This is a genomic window from Formosa algae, from assembly GCF_001439665.1.
Taxonomy (GTDB): Bacteria; Bacteroidota; Bacteroidia; order Flavobacteriales; family Flavobacteriaceae; genus Formosa; species Formosa algae.
Map to the genome: position 1 here is coordinate 17,393 of NZ_LMAK01000019.1, position 24,195 is coordinate 41,587.

Sequence of the window (24,195 nt, forward strand, 5' to 3'; positions counted from 1 at the left end):
AAATCAAGCCCTTTTAATTCGAAGCTTTTATATATTGCGACATGAAAAATTTACAAATTATCCATTTAGATGCTTACAAAACCATTAGTGGTGTAGAGTTACCTATACAACTATCTTACGAAGTGTTCGGGCAACCTTTGCATCAAGCTCCAATTGTTTTAGTAAATCATGCTTTAACTGGTAACAGTAATGTTGCTGGAGAAGATGGTTGGTGGAGTGATCTTATTGGTGATAATAAAATTATAGATACTAAGAAATTTACTGTAATATCTTTTAATATTCCTGGAAATGGATATGATGGTTTTATTATTGAAAATTATAAAGATTTTGTGTCTCGAGATATAGCAAATATCTTTTTAAAAGGGCTTGAACTATTAAAAATAGATTCTGTATTTGCCATGATTGGAGGCTCTTTAGGTGGAGGTATTGCTTGGGAAATGGCTGTAATGCATCCTACGCTTGCCGAAAATTTAATTGTAGTAGCCACAGACTGGAAATCGACAGATTGGTTAATAGCTAATTGTCAAATTCAGGAACAATTTTTAATGAATTCTAATAACCCAGTTCATGATGCGCGTATGCACGCGATGTTGTGTTATAGAACACCAAAATCGTTTAAAGAACGTTTTCATAGAAGTAAAAATGAGGATTTAGAAATATTTAATGTCGAAAGTTGGCTATTGCATCACGGCAATAAATTACAAGAACGTTTCCAGCTTTCAGCCTATAAATTAATGAATCAATTGTTACGTACTATTGATGTCACTAAAGGCCGCCCAGAAGATGTAAATGTGTTAGATGTAATTAAGTCTAATATCGCCATTGTTGGCGTAGATTCTGATTTGTTTTTTACGGCAGAAGAAAATCGTGAAACTCAGAAAAAGTTAGCACTTACACATCCGAACGTAACGTATAACGAAATTCATTCAGATCATGGTCACGATGCTTTTTTAATTGAGTTTGAGCAACTAGAAACTATAGTTGAAGGGATTTTTAAACCAGAACTAAAGAACAAACGCATGAAAGTGCTAAAGTTTGGAGGGAAATCTCTAGCTAATGGTGTAGGTTTAGAAACGGTACTCAATATCATAGAAAATAAGGTTAAAAACGACGAAAAAATATCAGTTGTGCTTTCGGCTAGAGGACCGTCTACAGACGAGTTAGAACTGATGCTCCAAAAAGCTAAAAACGACGAGTCTTATAAAAAAGACTTAGAAGCGTTTAAGGCTTACCAGATTGAACCTTGTCCGGATATCGATTTTTCAGAAGAATTTTCAGTCATAGATAAAGTCTTAAGTGGTGTGAAACTTTTAGGCGATTATAGTAATAAAATTAAAGATGAGGTTTTAGCGCAAGGCGAATTACTTTCAGTAAAATTAGTCGCACATTTACTTCAAGATCGTGGGATAAAAGCACATGCAACCGATTCTAGATTACTCATAAAAACCGATGATACATTTGGTAACGCACAACCAAATACCAAAGTCTCAAAAGAAAATGTATTAAAACATTTTAAAACATATAATGGAAATACGGTTAATATTGTAACCGGTTTTATCGCTTCAAATAAAGATAACAAAACAACAACTTTAGGTAGAAACGGGAGTAATTATTCAGCAGCATTATTAGCGAATTTCCTAGATGCCGAAGAATTACAAAATTACACTCATGTAAACGGAATTTATACGGCGAATCCAGATTTGGTTCCAGATGCCAAAAAGATTGAAGAATTGTCGTTTGCAGAAGCGAATGAATTAGCCAATTTCGGAGCAACCGTTTTACATGCTAAAACCATAATTCCGTTACTAGAAAAAAATATTTCGCTTCGTATTTTAAATACGTTTAATAGCGGAGATCAAGGTACTTTAATCACCGCAAAAACGGCTTCTAAAGGCATTCGTTCATTATCCGTTTTAGATAATGTGGCGTTAATTAACCTGGAAGGTCGTGGTTTGTTAGGAAAAGTGGGTGTCGATGCACGTGTGTTTAAAACCTTAAGTGCAAACGATATTAGTGTGAGTATTATCTCGCAAGGCTCGTCTGAACGTGGTTTAGGTCTGGTTGTCGATGCCAATAAAGCATCGCAAGCTGTGATTGCTTTAGAGCGCGAGTTTGAAACCGATTTCTATATGCAAGATGTCAATAGAATTGGGATTATAGATGATGTTGCAGTCATTTCAATAGTAGGGCAAGATTTAAGCACCTTCCACAAACCATTTAATGCATTAATCAAAAATCAGATTGTTCCGTTGCTTTTTAATAATACCATTACGGGTGAAAATGTGAGTTTGGTGGTTAGAAAATCACAACTTCATAAAGCCTTAAATGTTATTCATGGAGAGATTTTTGGAATATCTAAAAAAATAAACTTGGCCATTTTTGGTCATGGTTTAGTTGGAGGTACTTTAATCGATCAGATTATTGCCTCGGCTAGCGATATTGAAAAACGTAAGGGCATTAAATTAAATATTTTTGCTATTGCGAATTCTAAAAAAGTCCTTTTAAATAGAAAGGGGATCGATAAGAATTGGAAAGCGGCTTTACAAGAAAACGGTAAGGAATATACGTTTGATAGTTTAGTGGCTTACACTAAAAAGCATCATTTAGAAAATTTAATTGCAATTGATAATACAGCAAGTGCGGCTTTTGTATCTAATTACATTCCGTTAGTAGAACATGGTTTCGACTTGGTGTCTTCAAACAAAATAGCGAATACTATCGATTTTAAATTCTACAGTGAATTACGACGCGTATTGGCTAAAAATCAGAAAAACTATCTGTATGAAACTAATGTAGGTGCAGGTTTACCGTTAATAGACACGATTAAGCTTTTACATTTATCTGGTGAAAATATCACCAAAATTAGAGGTGTGTTTTCAGGGTCTTTAAGTTATTTGTTTAATAATTATTCGCTTAAAAACGAGCCGTTTTCTAAAGTGCTACAAGAAGCTGTAGATAAAGGATTTACGGAGCCTGATCCAAGAGAAGATTTATGTGGGAACGATGTTGCTAGAAAATTGTTAATTTTGGCAAGAGAACTCGATTTACATAATGAAATTACAGATGTTGATATTCAGAATTTAATTCCTGAAGATCTAAGAAGTATAGATGCAGAACGCTTTTTGCAGTCTTTTGGAAGTATGGACGATTTATATCAAGGCATTAAAGACAAGCAAGAACAAGGGCATGTATTGCGCTATATTGGCGATTTACATGGCGATTTAGCTCATGAAAATGGTGCTAAGTTAGAGGTGAAATTAGTATCGGTTCCAGAAAGTTCACCTTTAGGATCTTTAAAAGGGTCCGATTCAATTTTCGAAATTTATACCGAATCTTACGGCGATCAACCCGTAGTGATTCAAGGTGCTGGAGCAGGAGCAGCAGTTACAGCCCGTGGTGTATTTGGAGATATTTTAAGATTAACAGAGAAAAACACGTATTAAAAAGATGAAAGATAGTCACTTCGAAACAGAAGCCATTCGCACACAAACAGAACGTTCACAGTTTTTAGAGCATTCTACACCATTATATTTAAGTTCAAGTTTTGTTTTTGAAGATGCAGAAGATATGCGTGCCTCATTTACAGAAGAAAAGGAACGTAATATTTATAGTCGTTTTACAAATCCAAACACGTCTGAGTTTATAGATAAAGTATGTAAAATGGAAGGTGCAGAGAGTGGTTATGCGTTTGCTACAGGAATGTCTGCGGTGTTTTCAACCTTTGCAGGGCTTTTAAGTAGTGGCGATCATATTGTGTCTGCAAGTTCTGTATTTGGATCTACACATGCGTTATTTACTAAATTTCTTCCGAAGTGGAATATTGAAACATCTTACTTTAATATTAATGATGTAGATAAAATAGAAAGCTTAATCCAGTCCAATACAAAAATTTTATATGCAGAGAGTCCTACAAATCCGGCTGTAGATATTATAGACTTGGAATTGTTAGGTGAAATTGCAAAGAAGCATAATATTTTATTGGTTATCGATAACTGTTTCGCAACACCTTATTTACAAAACCCTATTAAGTTTGGAGCAGATATCGTTATTCACTCGGCTACAAAACTTATGGATGGTCAAGGTCGTGTGTTAGGAGGCGTTGCTGTAGGTCGTGCCGATTTAATTCGTGAAATTTATTTGTTCTCTAGAAATACAGGTCCAGCGTTATCGCCGTTTAACGCTTGGGTGTTATCTAAAAGTTTAGAAACATTAGCTGTTCGTGTAGATAAGCATTGTGAAAATGCTGTAAAAGTAGCGACGTTTTTAGAAGGACATGATAATGTGTCGTTAGTAAAATATCCATTTTTAAAATCACATCCACAGTACGAGATCGCCAAAAAACAAATGAAACTTGGAGGTAATATTATTGCTTTTGAAGTGAAAGGTGGTGTAGAAGGCGGACGTGCGTTTTTAAATAAAATAAAAGTACTATCGTTATCAGCTAACCTTGGAGATACCCGAACTATTGTTACACATCCAGCCTCTACAACGCACAGTAAATTAAGTAGAGAAGATAGATTGGAAACAGGAATTACAGATGGGTTAGTCCGTATTTCTGTAGGTTTAGAACATACAGACGACATTATTAACGATTTAAATCAGGCTTTAAATTAATTCTTAAAAAGCGTATATTTGCGGCATGCTTTCAAAGAAAACCAAATACGGCTTAAAAGCGCTATTGTTCTTAGCGCGACAAGAAAATAATGCTCCTGTGCAGATTAGTGTAATCTCTAAGAGCGAAAATATTTCACAAAAATTTTTAGAAAGTATATTACTAACACTCCGTAAAATAGGAGTGTTAGGCTCTAAAAAGGGTAAGAATGGAGGGTATTATTTATTAAAAGCTCCAGAAGATATAAAAATGTCTTTAGTTATGAGAACCCTTGAAGGCCCCATTGCCATGGTGCCTTGTGTGAGTTTAAATTTTTACGAAAAATGTGATGATTGCCCAGACGAAGCACTTTGTGGTGTACATACATTAATGGCAGAAGTCCGCGATAAAACACTTGATATCTTCAATCACAAGTCGTTAGCAGATTTAGTTTAACTATATTTTTTGATTTAAAGTTTGCATATATTAAATACATCATATACATTTGTCAAATAACCTACTAACCCGATAGGGGAATAGAAGTAGAGGTAAAAAGAAGGCATATGTTGGATAGTACAATAGATATTTCATATTGGAATAAAGAATTAAGAAATAAAACGCCTCAAGAAATTATTTCTTGGGCTTTGAGTTTAACAGATAAGAAAATAGTAACGACTAGTTTTGGAGTATATTCTGCAGTGCTTTTAAGTACCATTTCAAAACAAGCTCAAGATATTAAAGTTGTTTGGTGCGATACATTATACAATACGCCAGAAACCTACAGTCACGCTAATAATTTAATCAATACATTCAATTTAAACGTTGAAAAATATGAGCCTTTGTTGAGTAAGTCGGTAATTGATGCAACAATAGGAATCCCGGAAGTAACCAGTCCAAAACATGCCGAGTTTACAGAAGTTGTAAAGCTGGAGCCTTTTAGAAGGGCTCTAGCGGAGCAATCTCCAGAGCTTTGGTTTACTAATATTCGTGTTAGACAAACAGAGTACAGAAAATCTAAAGATATTTTAAGTTGGAGTAAGGACGATGTATTAAAAGTTAGTCCTTTTTATTATTGGTCAGACGAAGATTTAGATGCCTATATCGCAGAACAAAATCTTCCTAAGAATCAATTTTATTTCGACCCAACAAAAGCCTTACAAAATAGAGAGTGCGGAATTCACTTTCAATAAAACGAGAAACAATCATGCAAAGTTTTAGATCAGAAATAGAAAATCCAGTTGTAGAGAAAGATATCATCGAATTAGAGAAGAAAATTCGATTATTTAATGAAGGAAGCTTAACAGACGAGAGTTTTAGAAGTCTACGTTTAGCTCGTGGTATTTATGGGCAGCGTCAACCAGGCGTGCAAATGATTCGTATTAAATTACCATATGGTAAAGTAACGTCTAATCAGTTATTGAGAATTTCTGACGTTTCAGATCGTTTTTCTACAGGAAGATTACATATAACTACACGTCAGGATATTCAAATTCACTACGTTAGTATAGATGATACTCCAGAATTATGGTCGCAATTAGAGCAAGACGATATTACGTTGCGTGAAGCTTGTGGTAATACAGTAAGAAATGTTACGGGTAGTGAAACTGCGGGGATCGATGTTAACGAACCTTTTGATGTGACACCTTATGCACATGCTGTATTTCAATTTTTCTTACGTAACCCAATCTGTCAAGAAATGGGACGTAAATTTAAAATGTCTTTTTCATCATCAGATGCCGATACAGCTTTAAGTTATATGCATGATTTAGGGTTTATTCCTAAAATTAAAGATGGTGAACGCGGATTTAGAGTTATGCTTGGAGGAGGTTTAGGATCTCAGCCAAGAAGTGCAGATTTAATTTACGAATTTTTGCCAACATATAAAATCATCCCTTTAATAGAGAGTGTATTACGAATTTTTGATCGTCATGGCGAACGTGCTAGACGTATGAAAGCCCGTATGAAATTCTTAATAAAAGAATATGGTGTAGAGAAATTTTTAGAATTAGTAGAAGCTGAACAAAAGGCATTATCTAATCAGGAAGTGCATATTGAAGCCCATGATGAAACTATTAAAATTGCAGATGTTGCAGTACCTCAAGTTGTAATTGAAAACGAGAATGCATACAACGGTTGGAGAGCTTTAAATGTAATTCCTCAGAAACAAGAGGGCTTATTTGCAATTGGAATTAAAATTAAATTAGGTGATTTTTATACTGATAAAGCAAGAAAATTAGCGGACTTAATAAAAAATTATGCGGCTGATGAATTGCGTTTTTCTTTAAGACAAAACATTTTAATTCGTCACGTAAAAGCAGAATTATTGCCGTTTTTCTATCAAGAATTAAAAGCATTAGATTTTGTAGAAGCAGGTTACAATGCGACTACAGATATTACGGCTTGTCCAGGTACAGATACATGTAATTTAGGTATTGCAAGTAGTACAGGAATGGCAGACGAGTTGGAGCGCGTGTTGTATTCGGAATATCCACAATACATCAATAATCAAGATATCACGATTAAAATTAGTGGGTGTATGAATGCGTGCGGACAACACAATATGGCACAAATTGGTTTTCAAGGGATGTCTATTCGTACAAAAGATAAGCTGGTAGCTCCTGCAGTACAAGTGCTGTTAGGAGGAGGTGTATTAGGAAATGGGGAAGGGCGTTTTTCAGATAAAGTTATCAAATTACCATCTAAAAGAGGACCTCAAGCTCTGCGTTTAATTTTAGACGATTTTGAAGCTAACGGAAATCCAGGTGAATCATTTTTAGATTATTATGATCGTCGAGACGGTCAAAAATATTTTTATAATTTCTTAGTGACTTTATCAGATACAGAAAACTTAGAACCAAGCGATTTTATAGATTGGGGAACAAGTGAAGAATATAAGCAAGAAGTAGGTGTTGGAGAATGTGCCGGTGTTATTATCGATTTAGTGGCTACTTTATTATTAGAGGCTAAAGAGAAATTAGAAAAAGCCGAAGAGGTTTTTGAGTCTACAGACAAATGGGCAGATGCTATCTATTTAGCATATACTGCCAATGTCAATGCAGCGAAGGCTTTATTACTATCTGAAGATGTAAAAACCAACTCTCAAGCAACTATTATTAGTTTATTCGATGATACGTTTATAGAAACCAATAAACTTACGTTAGATACTAAAACTAGTTTTTCAGATTTCGTTTACGAGATAAATAAAAACGAACCTACAAAAACATTTGCAACCACATATATTAACCAAACCAAAGCTTTCTTTAACACCATAGACGTTTTTAGAGCACAAGAATTAGTCAATGCAAACAACTAACAACATACCAAAATTAACGGTAGTAGGTGCCGGTCCAGGAGATCCAGATTTAATATCGCTTAAAGCAATTAAAGCCATACAATCTGCAGATGTTGTCCTGTACGACGCACTTATAAATGTTGACTTACTTAAATACGCTTCATCCGCACAAGAAGTGATTTTCGTTGGGAAACGCAAAGGGTGTTATGCATATCAACAAGAACAAATTAATGAGCTTATTGTACAACGTGCAAAAAGCTTTGGTCATGTGGTTCGTCTTAAAGGCGGAGACCCTTTTGTTTTTGGAAGAGGTGCAGAAGAAATCGATTATGCAAAATCAAAAAATTTAAGAGTAGATGTTGTCCCTGGCATGTCGTCTGCATTATCTGTACCAACACACCAAGGTATTCCGTTAACCAAACGGGGTATTTCCGAAAGTTTTTGGGTTATTACAGGAACAACAAAAAATCATGACATTTCTAGCGATATCGAGTTAGCAGCAAAATCTACTGCAACTATCGTAATTTTAATGGGAATGAGTAAACTGTCGGAAATTGTACAATTATTTTCAGCCGAAAATAAACAAGATTTACCTATAGCCATCATTCAAAATGGCACATATGCTAACGAAAATATAGGTGTTGGAACCATAGCTTCAATACAAGATATAGTTGAAGAAAAAGAATTAAGTTCACCGGCAATTATTGTCATAGGAGAAGTTGTAAGTCAACGCGCAACCTTAGATAGAATACAAACAGAAGTACGCGAGTTAGAAACCTCGTTTTAGAAATATAATCAAAACACGCATTTCAGTAAAATTATTTAAAATGATACAAACAGATATACTAATAATAGGAGCAGGGCCAACAGGATTATTTACTGTGTTTGAAGCAGGGTTATTAAAATTAAAATGTCATTTAATTGATGCTTTGCCGCAACCAGGTGGGCAATGTTCAGAGCTTTATCCTAAAAAACCAATTTACGATATTCCAGGATTTCCAGAGGTTTTAGCAGGAGATTTAACGAGTAACTTATTAGAGCAAGGGAAGCAGTTCGAGCCTGGATTTACTTTAGGAGAGCGTGCAGAAACTATTGAGAAACAAGAAGACGGATCATTTATTGTAACTACAAATAAAGGAACTCAACACCAAGCACCAGTTGTGGCTATCGCAGGTGGATTGGGATCTTTTGAGCCTAGAAAACCATTGATTGAAAATATAGCAAATTACGAAGATCACGGTGTAGATTACTTTATTAAAGACCCAGAAAAATATAGAGGGAAGCGTGTCGTAATTTCTGGAGGAGGGGATTCTGCTTTAGACTGGAGTATCTTTCTAGCAGACATAGCTTCAGAAGTAACGCTTATTCATAGACGTAACGAGTTTCGTGGTGCATTAGATTCAGTAGAAAAAGTTCAAGAATTAAAACTTTTAGGAAAAATTAATTTAGTTACACCTGCAGAAGTTGTTGGCGTTTCAGGACAAAACCATATTGAAGGTGTTACTGTTAAAAAAGGCGATGAAGAATTCCAACTTGATACAGATTTCTTTATTCCGTTATTTGGATTATCTCCAAAATTAGGACCAATCGGAAACTGGGGATTAGAGATCGAAAAGAATGCCATTAAGGTAGATAATGCGTTAGATTACCAAACTAATATTCCTGGAATTTACGCTATTGGAGATGTAAATACCTATCCAGGTAAATTAAAATTAATTCTTTGTGGATTCCACGAAGCAACATTAATGTGTCAATCGGCTTATAAAATCATAAATCCAGGGAAAAAGTATGTGCTTAAGTACACCACTGTAAGTGGTATAGATGGTTTTGATGGTACACGTAAAGAAGCGCCTAAAGCGGTAGTACAAGCGATTGTATAAATATCTTATTTTAAAATTAGTCGTTTTGTAAAATAGACTGTAAATTAGTTGAAATTATTCCGACTCTTATTTAAATCTTAAGACGTTTTTTATGGTTGAAGACACAAAATTACAGAACAAATTAGTTTCAAAAATATATAATGTCAGACTAAAAGAATCGATAGCAACATTTACTAAAAATTTATTTTATGTAATGTTCGACGACGAGCCTGCAACAGAATTACAGCATCTAGAAAACCTATTCATTGAAATGAGTAGTAAGCTAGAGATTGAAGATGCTTTTAAAATTTGGGAAACCTTCAAATTTAATTTACCGAGTATAAGACGTCGTCTAGATCTAGATGCCATTGCTATAGAGCAACATGATCCTGCAGCCAAAAGCTTAGAAGAGGTTTACCTAGCTTATCCTGGATTTTACGCCATTGCTATTTATAGATTAAGTCATGCCTTAGTGGAATTAAATGTGCCTATTATTCCAAGAATGATGAGTGAATATGCGCATGGTATTACCGGTACAGACATTCATCCAGGGGCAGAGATTGGAGATTCTTTTTTTATAGATCATGCTACAGGAATTGTAATAGGAGAAACGTCTGTAATTAAAGATAATGTGAAGATTTATCAAGGGGTTACTTTGGGAGGTGTTCAGGTTAAAAAGAGTTTATCTGCAACTAAGCGTCACCCAACTATAGAAAATAATGTTATTATTTATGCCAATGCAACCATTTTAGGTGGCGATGTGGTAATAGGAGCAAATAGTATTATAGGAGCGAATGTGTGTGTTACGGTTTCCGTTCCAGAACATTCAATCTTAACATATCAAAAAGAGTTTAAAATAAGATCTCGAAATAATGATTAAATCAGAAAGTATTTTAGATCAGATAGGGCATACACCTTTGGTCGAAGTCACACATTTACACAACAATGAAAACGTTAAGTTGTTTCTGAAGTTAGAAGGAAATAATCCTGGCGGAAGTGTTAAAGATCGCGCTGCATTTAATATGATTAATGAAGCTTTAAAACGTGGCGACATTAAGAAAGGAGATACTTTGGTTGAAGCAACTAGTGGTAATACCGGAATTGCTTTAGCCTTTATTGCGCCTTTATTAGGGGTGAATATGGTAATTATTATGCCAGAAAACTCTACAGAAGAACGTATTAAAACTATGCGTGCTTATGGCGCCGAATTAATATTAACGTCTAAAGATGTGGGTATTGAAGGGGCTCGTGATTATGCAATAAAATTACGAGATGAAAAGGGTTACTTTATGTTAAATCAATTCTCGAACGCAGATAATTGGAAAGCACATTATAAAACCACAGGTCCAGAAATTTGGGAGGCTACAGAAGGTGAAATAACTCATTTTGTATCTGCTATGGGAACTACAGGCACCATAATGGGCGTATCGACCTATTTAAAAGAAAAAAATAAAGACATTACTATTGTTGGCGCTCAACCTAAAGATGGAGCGAAAATACCAGGTATTCGTAAATGGCCAGAAGCGTATTTGCCTGAAATTTTTGATAAAACTAAAGTCGACCAAGTGGTTGATGTTAGCGAAGAAGATGCCAAAAGAATAACGCAACGCTTAGCTAAAGAGGAAGGTGTGTTTGCAGGTATGAGCAGTGGAGGTTCTGTAGCAAGTGCCTTAAAAATTATAGAAAACTTAGAATCTGGCGTTGTCGTAGCTATAATTTGCGACCGCGGAGATCGTTATTTATCGTCTCCATTATTCGATAATTAGCATAATAATTGCTGTAAATATGAGGGAATTATAAAATTATTACCTTTATTTGCAGCATAGTTCATAAACATAATAATTCGTTATCACGAAAGGCAGAGGGGATAGACCCGGTGAAGCCTTAGCAACCCTTTACCACACTTAAAGAAGGTGCTACATTCTACTCAATGAAACCATTTTCAAAGGGGCAGATAACCCAAGAGAAATCCCTTTCTTTCCTGATGACATACTGATATAAAACATCAAAAATGTCAAATATTTATCAAGCCATACAACAACGTATTTTAGTGCTAGACGGCGCTATGGGTACCATGTTGCAACGTTATAATTTTTCTGAAGACGATTTTAGAGGCGAACGCTTCAAAGATTACCCGTCTTCTTTAAAAGGAAATAATGATTTATTGTCGTTAACCCAGCCTCAAGCTATTGCAGATGTTCATCGTAAATATTTTGAAGCTGGAGCAGATATTGTAGAAACCAATACCTTCTCTGGGACAACCATTGCTATGGCTGATTATGATATGGAAGATTTGGTTTACGAACTTAATTTTGAATCGGCTAGAATTGCAAAGCAAGTGGCTGAAGAGATGACGAAAGAAAATCCTGATAAACCAAGATTTGTAGCAGGTAGTATTGGTCCGACTAACCGTACGGCGAGTTTGTCTCCAGATGTAGAACGTCCAGAATATCGCGCGGTAACTTTTGAAGAATTAAGAAAGGCTTACCATCAGCAAACTGAAGCATTATTGGATGGTGGTGTAGATATGCTTTTAGTTGAAACTATTTTCGATACATTAAACGCTAAAGCGGCGTTGTTTGCTATAGATCAAGTTCAGGAAGAACGTGGTATTAAAATTCCGATCATGGTGTCTGGAACGATTACCGATGCATCGGGACGAACATTGTCGGGACAAACAGTAGAGGCTTTTTTATTGTCAATTTCTCATATTCCGTTATTAAGTGTCGGATTTAATTGTGCTCTTGGAGCCGATCAATTACAGCCTTACTTGAGCCGTTTATCTAACGAAACAGAATTTTACACGTCGGCGCACCCTAATGCTGGATTGCCAAATGCTTTTGGTGAATACGACCAAACGGCAGAACAAATGCAGGTGTTAATCGAGAGTTATTTAAAAGAAAACATTGTTAATATTATTGGTGGCTGCTGTGGAACAACGCCTGAGCATATTAAATTAATTGCAGAAGTTGCTGCAAAATATAAACCAAGACAAGTCGTTGTTAGCGCTTAATTGAGGATTGAAAAGAAAAAACAGCATGTCAAAAAATATCAAACCTAAATATTTAAGTCTTTCTGGATTAGAGCCTTTAATTGTGACTCCGGAAAGTAATTTTATAAATGTAGGAGAACGAACCAATGTTACCGGTTCTAGAAAGTTTTTACGATTAATTAAAGAAGAAAAATTCGATGAAGCATTAGACGTTGCCCGCGATCAAGTAGAAGGTGGCGCGCAAATCATCGATGTGAATATGGACGAAGGGATGTTAGATGGTGCAGAAGCCATGGTAAAGTTCCTGAATTTAATTGCTTCAGAGCCAGATATCGCACGTGTACCTATCATGATTGATAGTTCTAAATGGGATATTATAGAAGCTGGTCTTCAAGTGGTGCAAGGAAAATCAGTAGTAAATTCTATCAGTTTAAAAGAAGGAGAAGAGGCGTTTATTCATCATGCAAAATTGGTGAAACGTTATGGAGCTGCTATGGTTGTTATGGCATTCGATGAAGATGGACAAGCCGATAATTACCAGCGTAGAATAGATATTTGTAAGCGTTCTTACGATATTTTAGTCGATAAAGTAGGATTTCCACCTCAAGATATTATTTTCGATCCAAACATTTTTCCAGTCGCAACCGGAATGGAAGAGCATCGCTTAAATGCCCTAGATTTCTTTAATGCAACAAAGTGGATTCGTGAGAATTTGCCTTATGCAAATGTGTCTGGAGGCGTAAGTAATGTGTCGTTTTCATTTAGAGGAAACACCGTTGTTCGAGAAGCAATAAACTCAGCATTCTTATATCACGCCATTAAACACGGATTAAATATTGGGATTGTTAATCCAACGATGTTGGAAGTTTACGACGAAATTCCGAAAGACCTTTTACAACATGTAGAAGATGTATTATTCAATCGTAGTGACGATGCTACAGAGCGTTTATTAGACTTTGCTGAAACCGTAAAAGGAGATAAAAAAGTTGATGAAGCCAAAGTTTTAGAATGGCGTAGTCATGAGTTACAAGATAGAATTACCCATGCGTTAGTAAAAGGAATTGATGCTTTTATTATTGAAGATGTAGAACAAGCGAGACAAGAATCTGCTAAACCTATTCAAGTAATCGAAGGGCATTTAATGATTGGCATGAATGTGGTTGGAGATTTATTTGGAAGCGGAAAAATGTTTTTACCACAAGTAGTGAAGTCTGCTCGTGTCATGAAAAAAGCCGTAGCTTATCTACAGCCATATATTGAAGCTGAAAAAGACGGAAAACAAGAGTTCGCAGGTAAAATTTTAATGGCTACCGTAAAAGGTGATGTTCACGATATTGGTAAAAATATTGTAAGTGTAGTACTAGGTTGTAATAACTACGAGATTGTAGATCTTGGTGTTATGGTACCGCCAGAAAAAATTATTGAAGCTGCTAAAACTCAAAATGTAGATGCTATTGGATTAAGCGGATTAATAACACCATCACTAGATGAAATGGTATATCTGTCTAAGGAAATGGAACGTCAGAAGTTTACCATTCCTTTACTTATTGGAGGCGCAACAACATCTAGAGCACATTCTGCAGTGAAAATTGCACCAAATTATACGCACGCTGTAGTCCATGTAAATGATGCTTCGAGAGCGGTTACTGTAGTTGGTAATTTATTGAATGCAGATAATAAAGTGTATAAAGAACAGATTCGTGAGGAGTATGAAAAATTCCGCGAGCAGTTCTTAAAACGAGGTAAGAAAAAGAATTTTGTTACCATTGAAGATGCTAGAAGACGCAAATTTAAAATCGATTGGAATACGTCTGAGATCGTAAAACCAAATCAATTGGGGATTCAAGTCATTCAAGATTTTGATCTTAAAAAGTTAGAAGAGTTTATCGATTGGAGTCCGTTTTTTAGAAGCTGGGATTTACATGGAAAATATCCAGATATTTTAACCGATGAGGTTGTAGGAGAACAAGCAACAGAATTATTTGCAGATGCTAAAGAGTTATTAAAACGTGTTTTAGATGAGAAATTATTAGGCGCCAAAGCGATTTTTGGATTGTTTCCAGCAAATACGGTTAACGACGATGATATTGAGATCTATGATGAAAACGGAAAAGCTAAAGTAACTTTTTTAACCTTACGTCAGCAACTAGATAAACGTGCTGGTGTACCTAACTTTGCCTTGTCAGATTTTATCGCCCCTAAAGATACTGGTGTTCAGGATTACATGGGATGTTTTTGTGTAAGTACAGGTTTCGGAACTGCTGAATTGGCAAAACAATTTGAAGCGAATCATGACGATTATAATTCAATCATGATTAAAGCCATAGCCGATCGTTTAGCAGAAGCCTTTGCAGAATACCTTCATAAAGAAATCAGAATCAATTATTGGGGTTACGATTCTAATGAAACGCTTTCAAACGAAGATTTAATAAAAGAAACTTATAAAGGAATACGTCCAGCTCCAGGTTATCCTGCATGTCCAGATCACCTTGAAAAGAAAACCATTTGGAAACTTTTAAAAGTGAAGGAAGAGATTGGAGTAGAAATCACCGACAGTTTAGCCATGTGGCCAGCTGCAAGTGTAAGCGGATATTACTTTGCAAATAAAGAAGCTAAGTATTTTGGTTTAGGAAAAATCACCAACGATCAGTTAGTAGATTATGCGAAGCGTCGTGGTATTAGTAACGAAGAAGCAGAGAAGTGGTTAAGTCCAACTTTAGCCGATTAAATACTATATATATGAGTAAGAAATTTATAGAATTGGAATTAGGAAGTCATATAATAGTTCATGGTTTCGATGCTCAAAATAAAGAAATAAGTGAACGTGTAGAAGCAGAAGGTTTTACTAAAAAAATAGTTGCTATGTCACGAATTAAATCGATTAGTGAAAACTATATACTCACAGATTATACAGCAGGTCGCATTGTATATTGGGAATATAAAGCAGATTATGAATCGATTAAAAAGGAATTAATTAAATAATGAAAGTTACAGATCACATAAAGCAAGCCAACGGAAAAACATTATTCTCTTTTGAAGTTATTCCGCCTCAGAAAGGTAAAAATATTCAAGATTTATATAATAATATAGATCCGCTAATGGAGTTTAAACCTCCGTTTATAGATGTTACCACATCTCGCGAAGAATATATTTATGTAGATAAAGGCAACGGACTTCTAGATAAACGCATAACACGTATGCGTCCAGGAACTGTTGGTATTTGCGCGTCGATCATGCATAAATATCAGGTAGATGCTATTCCGCATTTACTTTGTGGAGGGTTCACTAAAGAGGAAACCGAATATGTTTTAGTAGACTGTCATTATTTAGGTATTGATAACGTGGTGGCCTTAAGAGGAGATGCACGAAAAGACGAATCGTATTTTAAAGCCACTGAAGGCGGAAATCGTTTTGCCAGCGAATTGGTAAAACAAATATCAAATCTAAATCAAGGAAAATATCTTCACGACGATATTCAAGTAGAACATAACTATGATTTTTGTGTAGGTGTTGCTGGCTATCCAGAAAAACATATGGAAGCTCCGTCTTTAAACACAGATTTAAAACGTTTAAAAGAAAAGGTTGATGCTGGCGCAGATTATGTAGTGACGCAAATGTTTTTCGATAATAAAAAGTATTTCGACTTTGTAGATAAAGCTCGAGCTATTGGTATTAATGTACCCATTATTCCAGGGATAAAACCTTTAGCGGTTAAAAGACATTTACAAATTCTACCTCAGGTCTTTAAAATAGATCTTCCAGAAGACCTAATTGATGCTGTAGAGGCTTGTAAAGACAACAAGGCGGTAAGAGAAGTCGGAATTGAATTCGCTATTCAGCAATCTAAAGAATTAAAAGCTGCAGGTGTACCATTTTTACACTATTACTCTATGGGTAAAAGTGATAATATAAAAGCCATTGCATCGGCTATATTTTAAGAATTCTGTTACTTTTGCGGCTTACCTTACGTCATGAAGCAACTATTCCTTTTATTATGTTTTGCAGTATCTTCTTTAGTGTATGCACAAGACATGCTAAATTTATCTTATGTAGATGTTAATTATTTTCGGGGCAATATAGCGCTTCATAATAATTACATTTTACATCTTATTAAAGGACATCCAGAGGGTGCAATTATAAGTTGGAACAAGAAGACATTTGGTACAAAAGATTGGCAAGAACGTTACAATTACCCAGATTATGGGGTGTCTTTTTCTTATCAGAATTTAAAAAATGAAACTCTAGGGAACAATTATGCACTGTACGCACACTATAATTTTTACTTCTTAAAACGAAATTTAATGTTGCGTATTGGTCAAGGTTTAGCTTACAATACTAATCCGTACGATAAATACGATAATTATAAAAATACAGCCTTCGGTTCAACCATCTTAAGTGGAACCTATTTAATGCTAAATTATAAACGGGAACGCATTTTTAATCGTTTTGGTGTGCAAGCGGGCCTTTCGTTACTTCATTATTCTAATGCCAATGTAAAAGCACCTAATTCAAGTATAAATACAGTAGCGTTGAATGTTGGAGTCACTTATAATTTAGATGCAGAAGATCCAGAATATATTCATACAGACCAAAAAGAAAGATTTACGCAACCCATAAAATATAATATTGCGTTTCGTAGTGGTGTTAATGAAAGTGATGTTATCGGGATGGGGCAATCTGCCTTTTATGTGCTTTCTGCTTATGCAGATAAGCGGTTATCTAGAAAAAGTGCCATACAGCTTGGTACAGATGTGTTCTTTTCAAATTTCTTAAAAGATTTAATTGCTTATAATGCTGTTGCTTTTCCAGAAGAAAATATAGATGCAGACACAGATTATAAACGTGTTGGTGTTTTTGCTGGGCACGAGTTGTTTATAAATAAATTATCTGTAGAAACTCAGGTGGGATACTACGTGTATTATCCATATGATTTTGAAGGACGTACATATTTACGTATTGGTTTAAAACGCTATTTTGGAGAGAAATGGTTTGGAGCAGTTACCTTAAAGTCTCATGGAGCAAAAGCAGAATGTGTAGAATTTGGAGTAGGAATACGATTGTAAGACATGAAAAAAATAATAATCATATTAGTAGTGTGTGTGTTGAGTGCTTGCAACAGCGAAAATGCTAGCGACTGTTTTCAAACTTCAGGTAGCACGGTGTCTAAAACTATTGCTGTTGATGCTTTTGAAGATATTTTGGTGAATAGAAACATCGAGTTAACCATTAAACAAGGCGATGATTACGAAGTATATATTGAAACCGGAGAGAACTTAATTAATGATGTAGAGGTTGAGGTTACAGACGGTGTTTTGGAACTCACAGACAATAATACTTGTAATTTGTTTAGAGATTACGATCCTACAAAAATTACAATTACTACCCCTACTTTAGCGCAAATAAGAAGCTCTACACAATTTGATATTACATCTGATGGCGTATTAACTTTTGATAGCATTGAATTACTCTCTGAAGATTTTAATGATTCGGAAAGTTTTAATGTGGGCGATTTTAAATTAGAATTAGACGTAACAGTATTAAATGTAGTATCTAATAATATTTCAGTGTTTTATCTGTCTGGAACAACAGAATCTTTAAATGTTGGTTTTTATGCTGGTGCAGGTCGTTTTGAAGGTGCCGATTTAATAGCAAATACAGTAGATATTTACCATAGAGGAAGCAACGATATTATTGTTAATCCGCAAGAATCACTAACAGGCGAGTTGGTAAGTACTGGCGATTTAATATCTAAAAATACACCCGAAATTATCGAGATAGAAGAAAAGTTTACTGGAAAACTGTATTTCGAAGATTAATTAATCTCGAGTTAACGTTCTAAACAATTCTTCTAAACTTTCGTTTTTCTGATTCAATTGAAGAATTTTTAATTCATTATCATGGGCGAAATCAAAGACTTTTGGTCGCATATCTTCAGAGGTAGAAAAGGTAATCTCGTATACAAAATCGTAAGTGTTCTTAACTTCAGAAACATGTGGCAAACGTAAAAGAAAAGCATCTTCTACGCGGTAATCAAATTCTACAACTACAATTTGTGCTTTACCAGCCTGTAATTCTTTTAATTTTTTATCGGCAACAATTTGTCCTTTATTAATAATAATAACACGATCACACATGGCTTCTACTTCTTGCATAATGTGAGTAGACAAGAACACCGTTTTAATTTTTCCGATGGTTCTAATTAATTCGCGAATAGATACCAATTGATTCGGGTCAAGTCCTGTTGTAGGCTCGTCTAAAATTAAAACCTCAGGATCGTGAAGTAAGGCATTCGCTAAACCAACACGCTGACGATATCCTTTAGATAACTGTCCAATTTTTTTATGAGCTTCGGGTGTTAAGCCCGTAAGTTCAATAACTTCTGCAATACGTTGCTTGGAAACCTTATAAATATCAGCATTAAAGCTTAAATATTCTTTTATATACATGTCTAAATACAACGGATTGTGCTCAGGAAGATACCCTACACTCTGTTGTACTTGATTAGATTCTCCGTGAACATTAAACCCATTCACTTCAGCTTCACCAGAAGAGGCATCAATAAAAGTGGTTAAAATTTTCATCATTGTAGATTTTCCTGCACCGTTAGGCCCTAGAAAACCAACTATTTCCGGTTTTCCTACAGAAAAAGAGACACCATCCAGTGCTTTCTGTGTACCATACACTTTACTTAGCTGTTCTACCTTTATAGACATTTTATAATAGTTTGTTCAAAAGTAAACATTATATAATTTATTTTGCGAAATACGTTAATATCTTTAAAACTATTGGGCGAAAATAAAAAAAATATATTTTTAGTTTTGTAATGTAAAATTATTAATTACTTTAGTCCCAACGAAAAGCAATACATGCAAAATACAAATTTCACATATTTTAACTTTTTCTATTTCTTTTTCAGCAGAAGAAACGAGGCATTGTATGTGTAATTTATAAACATAAATTTAATATAAAGTCTCGATGTAAATCGGGACTTTTTTTTTATATGATAAAAACAGTTTCAATCCAAGGGATAAAGGGGTCATTCCATCACATTGTTGCCAAAACATATTTTGATGACAGTGTTGAAATTGATGAGTGCATGTCTTTCGATAAGTTAGTAGATAACCTTATTAGTAAAAAGAGTGATGTAGCGGTTATGGCATTAGAGAATTCTATAGCGGGTTCAATTTTACCTAATTATGCTTTAATAGATAAATTTAATCTGCATATAATTGGAGAACACTATTTAGATATTCAGCATAATTTAATGGCTTATCCAGGTCAGACTATTGCAGATATTAAAGAAGTTTATTCTCATCCTATGGCATTATTACAATGTAAGGAGTTCTTTAAAAAACACCCGCATATTAAACTTATAGAAGATAAAGATACTGCCGAAACTGCAGAGCGTATCAATATAAATAAGTTAAAAGGTGTTGCTGCTGTTGCAAGTAAAATTGCTGCTGAGATTTTTGATTTAGATATTTTAGCTGCAAGTATACAGACGATTAAAGACAATGAAACCCGTTTTGTAATTGTAAAAACACAAAATTCTGTAATAGATGAAAGTGAGATTACAAAAGCATCTTTAAGGTTTGAATTAGAACACAAGCGCGGAAGTTTAGCAAGCGTGCTAAATGTATTAAGCGATTGCAGAATGAGTTTAACAAAAATTCAATCTTTACCAAAAATTGAAACACCTTGGAAATATGCTTTTTTTGTAGATGTTACCTTTGTAAAGTATACAAATTTTAAAAAAGCAAAAGCCATTTTAGATATCATGGCCAAAGAATTTAAAGTACTTGGCGAATATAAAAACGCAAAATTATGATTACTGTAGCAAACAGGTTACAAACGGTTGAAGAATATTACTTTTCTAAAAAATTAAGAGAGGTAAATGCTTTAAAAGTTAGTGGTAAACCTATAATTAATCTAGGCATAGGAAGTCCAGATTTAATGCCACCACAAACGGTAGTAGATGCTATTACCGAAAGCTTTAAATACCCTAATGTACACCAATATCAGAGCTATCAAGGTTTGCCAGAATTGCGTGAAGCGATGTGTAGTTTTTATAAAACACAATTTCATGTAGATGCAAATCCTGCTTCAGAAATTTTGCCTTTAATGGGAAGTAAAGAAGGTATTCTTCATATTTCTATGGCATTTTTAAATCCAGGAGATGAGGTGTTAATTCCAAATCCGGGTTACCCAACATATGCTTCTGTAACCAAGTTAGTTGAAGCGAAAGCGGTGACTTACGATTTAGATGAGGCTAATGGATGGTTACCAGATTTAAAAGCTTTAGAACAAACAGATCTAAGTAAAGTAAAAGTAATGTGGGTAAATTATCCACATATGCCAACGGGTGCAAATGCTACAGAAACCTTGTATGAGGAGTTGGTTGCTTTTGCAAAACGCAATCATATATTAATTGTAAACGACAATCCGTATAGCTTTGTATTAAACGATAACCCGAGAAGTATTTTAAGTGTTCCTGGGGCTAAAGATGTGTGTGTAGAACTTAATTCGTTAAGTAAAACGTTTAACATGGCAGGTTGGCGTGTAGGCATGGTTTTAGGAAATGCCACGCATATTAGTGCGATTTTAAAAGTTAAAAGTAACATGGATTCTGGAATGTTTTACGGCATTCAGAAAGGAGCTATTGAAGCTTTAAAAAGTACAGATCAATGGTTTAAGAACTTAAATGCAGCTTACCAAAAGCGTCGCGATTTGGTTTGGAAACTCGCAGATTTATTAGGATGTACTTACGATAAGACCACTTCTGGATTATTTGTTTGGTCTAAGTTACCCGAAGGTGTAGATGCAGAAGCTTTTATAGATAAAATATTATACGATAACTCAATATTTATCACACCAGGAATTATTTTTGGAACACAAGGGAAAGGGTATATTCGTTTTTCACTGTGTGCTTCAGAAGCAGAGTTACAAGAATCAATTAACCGTATTAAAAACTAAATACTTATGAATAATATAGTAGTTATAGGTATTGGTTTAATTGGCGGAAGTATGGTGAAGGACCTTAAAAAGGCTCATCCAGACACAAAAATTATTGGGGTCGATAAAAATGTAGATCATCTTAATCAGGCTTTAGTTAGTGGGTTAATAGATGAAAAATCAGATCTAAATGCTGTTAAAACTGCAGATTTAGTTATTTTATCTATACCTGTAGATGCCTCGGTGTCTTTGCTTCCAGAGATCTTAGATTTAGTATCTGAAGATACGCTGGTAATAGATGTTGGCTCTACGAAATTAGATGCTTGCCAAAAGGTTGAACACCATGTAAACAGAAGAAATTATTTGGCTTGTCACCCTATTGCAGGAACAGAATTTTCTGGCCCACAAGCAGCAATTTATGATTTGTTTAAAAACAAAACAAACATTATTTGCGAGGTAGAAAAAACGGCTTTTAAATTGCAAGAACGTGCTTTGCAAGTGTTTTCAGATTTAGGAATGCGTATTCGATATATGAATCCGGAATCTCATGATAAACATATTGCTTATGTGTCACATTTATCGCATATTAGCTCCTTTATGTTAGGGAAAACCGTAATAGATAAAGAACGTAACGAACGCGATATTTTTGATATGGCTGGCAGTGGATTTGCATCGACAGTGCGTTTGGCAAAAAGTTCGCCAAATATGTGGACACCTATTTTTAAACAAAACAAAACTAACGTCATAGAGACATTAGATGAATATATAAATAACCTCAATCAATTTAAAATTTTATTAGAACGAGATGACTTTGAAGCTATTTTTGATGAGATGAAAAACACAAATCGTATTAAAGATATTTTAAAAGGAATTGCTTAAACAGTTAGTAACATTATGGAAAACAAGAAAGAATTAAGAACCTGGTTAGATGATTTAGCATTAAATCACCCTTTAGTAATTGCAGGTCCTTGTAGTGCAGAAACGGAAGAACAAGTATTAAAAATAGCACACGAGTTAAAAGATACAGATGTAAGTTATTTTAGAGCAGGAATCTGGAAACCAAGAACTAGACCTGGAATGTTTGAAGGTGTTGGCGCATTAGGTTTAAAATGGTTACAACGTGTTAAAGCTGAAACTGGTATGAAAACGGCTACTGAGGTTGCCAATGCAGCTCACGTAAAATTAGCTTTAGAACACGATGTAGATTTATTATGGATTGGAGCACGTTCTACAGTAAGCCCTTTTATTGTACAAGAAATTGCAGATGCTTTAGAAGGTACAGATAAAATTGTATTGGTTAAAAACCCAGTAAACCCAGATTTAGCGCTTTGGTTAGGTGCTATCGAGCGTTTAGCTACAGCTAACATTAAAAACTTAGGAGTTATTCATAGAGGATTTTCAACGTACGAAAAAACAAAATATAGAAATACTCCAGAATGGCAATTAGCGATTGAATTACAATCTAAATTCCCTGATTTGCCAATAATTAACGATCCTTCGCATATTACTGGTAAGCGTGATATGATTTTTGATGTATCTCAAACAGCTTTAGATTTAAACTTTGACGGATTAATGATTGAAACACATTACGATCCTGAAAATGCATGGAGTGATGCTGCACAGCAAGTAACACCTTCTACTTTGGTTCAAATCATGAAAGATCTTAAAATAAGAAAAGAGACAGATCCAGAAGCAGATTATAACGATGCATTAAACAACCTAAGAGCTAAAATAGATGTTATCGATAATCAAATTATCGAACTTTTAGGAAAGCGTATGGTTGTTGCCGATGGTATTGGAACTTTAAAACGTCAGAAAAACGTATCTGTATTACAGAGTAAACGTTGGAACGAAATTTTAGGAAAAATGGTTCTAGAAGGTCAAGAGCATGGTTTAAGTGAAGAGTTTATCTTAAAAATGTTTAAAGCTATTCACCAAGAATCAATTAATCATCAAGAAAAAATTATTAAAAAATAATTCTAGTATAGATATAAAAAGGCTCATAATATATGAGCCTTTTTTATGCTATTTATTTTGTGCGTTTAAAGATATATCGGGTTATAAATATGCCTTGTCCGTCTTCCGTTCCAGAGTCACTTTCTACAGCGCTGGTAACAAAAGCTAATTCCCAGCCGGCTTCGGTCATGGTATTTATTTTAGAACTCACTAAAACATCGTTTGATGCGATGTTCTGAAAACGAATACCTCCAATATTATAAAAATTTAAAAGTTTGGTTTCTTCATAGTTCTTAACACGTAAATCACTTCTTTTAGATTTGTTTCTATTGTTATCTTCTTCTGTTTGGGCTGTAGTATAATTTTCAAAGTCTCTTTCTTCATCAGAAGAAATTAATCTTGATCGCCCTAAACCATTGGGAACAATAGATTCTATAGAGGTAATTATTTTGTATTCTACTTGTGCATTAATAGCATTCAAGCCAATGAAAAATAGTAAGATAAAAAGTAGTTTTTTAATCATTTTTTATGGGTTTTAATATGAAAAAGATAA

The 24,195-nt window shown here is 34.6% G+C and carries 21 protein-coding genes and 1 riboswitch; of the genes, 19 read left to right on the forward strand and 2 right to left on the reverse strand.

Annotation, left to right across the window (positions count from 1 at the left end):
- The first annotated feature begins 41 nt into the window (after positions 1-41).
- From thrA to AST99_RS07630, 15 genes are all read left to right on the forward strand, one after another.
- Entirely contained in the window at positions 42-3,443 is a 3,402-nt protein-coding gene (gene thrA / locus AST99_RS07560) for a bifunctional aspartate kinase/homoserine dehydrogenase I (protein ID WP_057780978.1), read from the forward strand.
- 4 nt (positions 3,444-3,447) lie between these two features.
- On the forward strand, positions 3,448-4,614 hold the full coding sequence (locus tag AST99_RS07565) for a trans-sulfuration enzyme family protein (protein ID WP_057780982.1): 1,167 nt from the start codon (positions 3,448-3,450) through the stop codon (positions 4,612-4,614).
- Positions 4,615-4,639: 25 nt separating this feature from the next.
- Positions 4,640-5,047 (forward strand): RrF2 family transcriptional regulator, encoded by a 408-nt coding sequence (locus AST99_RS07570; RefSeq protein WP_057780986.1) that lies wholly within the window; start codon positions 4,640-4,642, stop codon positions 5,045-5,047.
- Between the two features lie 107 nt (positions 5,048-5,154).
- A complete protein-coding gene (locus AST99_RS07575) occupies positions 5,155-5,781 on the forward strand; it encodes a phosphoadenosine phosphosulfate reductase domain-containing protein (RefSeq protein ID WP_057780989.1) in 627 nt (208 codons plus the stop codon).
- 14 nt (positions 5,782-5,795) lie between these two features.
- A complete protein-coding gene (locus tag AST99_RS07580) occupies positions 5,796-7,904 on the forward strand; it encodes a HEPN domain-containing protein (protein WP_057780991.1) in 2,109 nt (702 codons plus the stop codon).
- Positions 7,891-8,670, forward strand: a complete 780-nt coding sequence (gene cobA, locus AST99_RS07585) for a uroporphyrinogen-III C-methyltransferase (RefSeq protein ID WP_057780994.1) — start codon at positions 7,891-7,893, stop codon at positions 8,668-8,670. The genes AST99_RS07580 and cobA overlap by 14 nt, the downstream gene beginning before the upstream one ends.
- 40 nt (positions 8,671-8,710) lie before the next feature.
- The gene (locus tag AST99_RS07590; RefSeq protein ID WP_057780997.1) at positions 8,711-9,763 is read left to right on the forward strand and encodes an NAD(P)/FAD-dependent oxidoreductase; all 1,053 of its coding nucleotides are present in this window, start codon (positions 8,711-8,713) and stop codon (positions 9,761-9,763) included.
- Between the two features lie 91 nt (positions 9,764-9,854).
- On the forward strand, positions 9,855-10,622 hold the full coding sequence (gene epsC, locus AST99_RS07595; RefSeq protein WP_057781000.1) for a serine O-acetyltransferase EpsC: 768 nt from the start codon (positions 9,855-9,857) through the stop codon (positions 10,620-10,622).
- Positions 10,615-11,508, forward strand: coding sequence for a cysteine synthase CysM (cysM, locus tag AST99_RS07600; RefSeq protein WP_083495629.1), 894 nt, complete (start codon positions 10,615-10,617; stop codon positions 11,506-11,508). Before epsC ends, cysM begins: the two co-directional genes overlap by 8 nt.
- Before the next feature lie 77 nt (positions 11,509-11,585).
- Positions 11,586-11,703, forward strand: a riboswitch (SAM riboswitch).
- 50 nt (positions 11,704-11,753) lie between these two features.
- On the forward strand, positions 11,754-12,755 hold the full coding sequence (locus tag AST99_RS07605; RefSeq protein ID WP_057781003.1) for a homocysteine S-methyltransferase family protein: 1,002 nt from the start codon (positions 11,754-11,756) through the stop codon (positions 12,753-12,755).
- A 25-nt stretch (positions 12,756-12,780) separates the two neighbouring features.
- Entirely contained in the window at positions 12,781-15,462 is a 2,682-nt protein-coding gene (gene metH / locus AST99_RS07610; protein WP_057781008.1) for a methionine synthase, read from the forward strand.
- An 11-nt stretch (positions 15,463-15,473) separates the two neighbouring features.
- Entirely contained in the window at positions 15,474-15,716 is a 243-nt protein-coding gene (locus tag AST99_RS07615; protein ID WP_057781011.1) for a hypothetical protein, read from the forward strand.
- Positions 15,716-16,672, forward strand: coding sequence for a methylenetetrahydrofolate reductase [NAD(P)H] (gene metF / locus AST99_RS07620; RefSeq protein WP_057781015.1), 957 nt, complete (start codon positions 15,716-15,718; stop codon positions 16,670-16,672). Before AST99_RS07615 ends, metF begins: the two co-directional genes overlap by 1 nt.
- Positions 16,673-16,705: 33 nt before the next feature.
- A complete protein-coding gene (locus AST99_RS07625) occupies positions 16,706-17,797 on the forward strand; it encodes an acyloxyacyl hydrolase (RefSeq protein WP_057781018.1) in 1,092 nt (363 codons plus the stop codon).
- A gap of 3 nt (positions 17,798-17,800) precedes the next feature.
- Entirely contained in the window at positions 17,801-18,550 is a 750-nt protein-coding gene (locus AST99_RS07630) for a head GIN domain-containing protein (protein ID WP_057781021.1), read from the forward strand.
- On the opposite strand, the gene gldA is transcribed toward AST99_RS07630, so the two are convergent.
- Positions 18,551-19,447 (reverse strand): gliding motility-associated ABC transporter ATP-binding subunit GldA, encoded by an 897-nt coding sequence (gene gldA, locus AST99_RS07635; RefSeq protein ID WP_057781024.1) that lies wholly within the window; start codon positions 19,445-19,447, stop codon positions 18,551-18,553.
- A gap of 287 nt (positions 19,448-19,734) precedes the next feature.
- Here gldA and AST99_RS07640 point away from each other — a divergent pair, with 287 nt between their 5' ends.
- Genes AST99_RS07640 through AST99_RS07655 form a run of 4 tightly spaced genes read left to right on the forward strand, consistent with a single transcriptional unit; the run spans position 19,735 to position 23,663 of the window.
- Complete coding sequence (locus AST99_RS07640; RefSeq protein WP_057781026.1) at positions 19,735-20,562, forward strand: prephenate dehydratase; 828 nt, start codon at positions 19,735-19,737, stop codon at positions 20,560-20,562.
- The gene (locus tag AST99_RS07645; protein ID WP_198151426.1) at positions 20,559-21,707 is read left to right on the forward strand and encodes a pyridoxal phosphate-dependent aminotransferase; all 1,149 of its coding nucleotides are present in this window, start codon (positions 20,559-20,561) and stop codon (positions 21,705-21,707) included. The genes AST99_RS07640 and AST99_RS07645 overlap by 4 nt, the downstream gene beginning before the upstream one ends.
- 6 nt (positions 21,708-21,713) lie before the next feature.
- The gene (locus AST99_RS07650; protein ID WP_057781032.1) at positions 21,714-22,565 is read left to right on the forward strand and encodes a prephenate dehydrogenase; all 852 of its coding nucleotides are present in this window, start codon (positions 21,714-21,716) and stop codon (positions 22,563-22,565) included.
- A 15-nt stretch (positions 22,566-22,580) separates the two neighbouring features.
- Entirely contained in the window at positions 22,581-23,663 is a 1,083-nt protein-coding gene (locus AST99_RS07655; RefSeq protein ID WP_057781035.1) for a bifunctional 3-deoxy-7-phosphoheptulonate synthase/chorismate mutase type II, read from the forward strand.
- Positions 23,664-23,715: 52 nt separating this feature from the next.
- On the opposite strand, the gene AST99_RS07660 is transcribed toward AST99_RS07655, so the two are convergent.
- Positions 23,716-24,162: a hypothetical protein gene (locus tag AST99_RS07660; RefSeq protein WP_057781269.1), complete on the reverse strand. Its 447-nt coding sequence runs from the start codon at positions 24,160-24,162 to the stop codon at positions 23,716-23,718.
- Between the last annotated feature and the right edge of the window lie 33 nt (positions 24,163-24,195).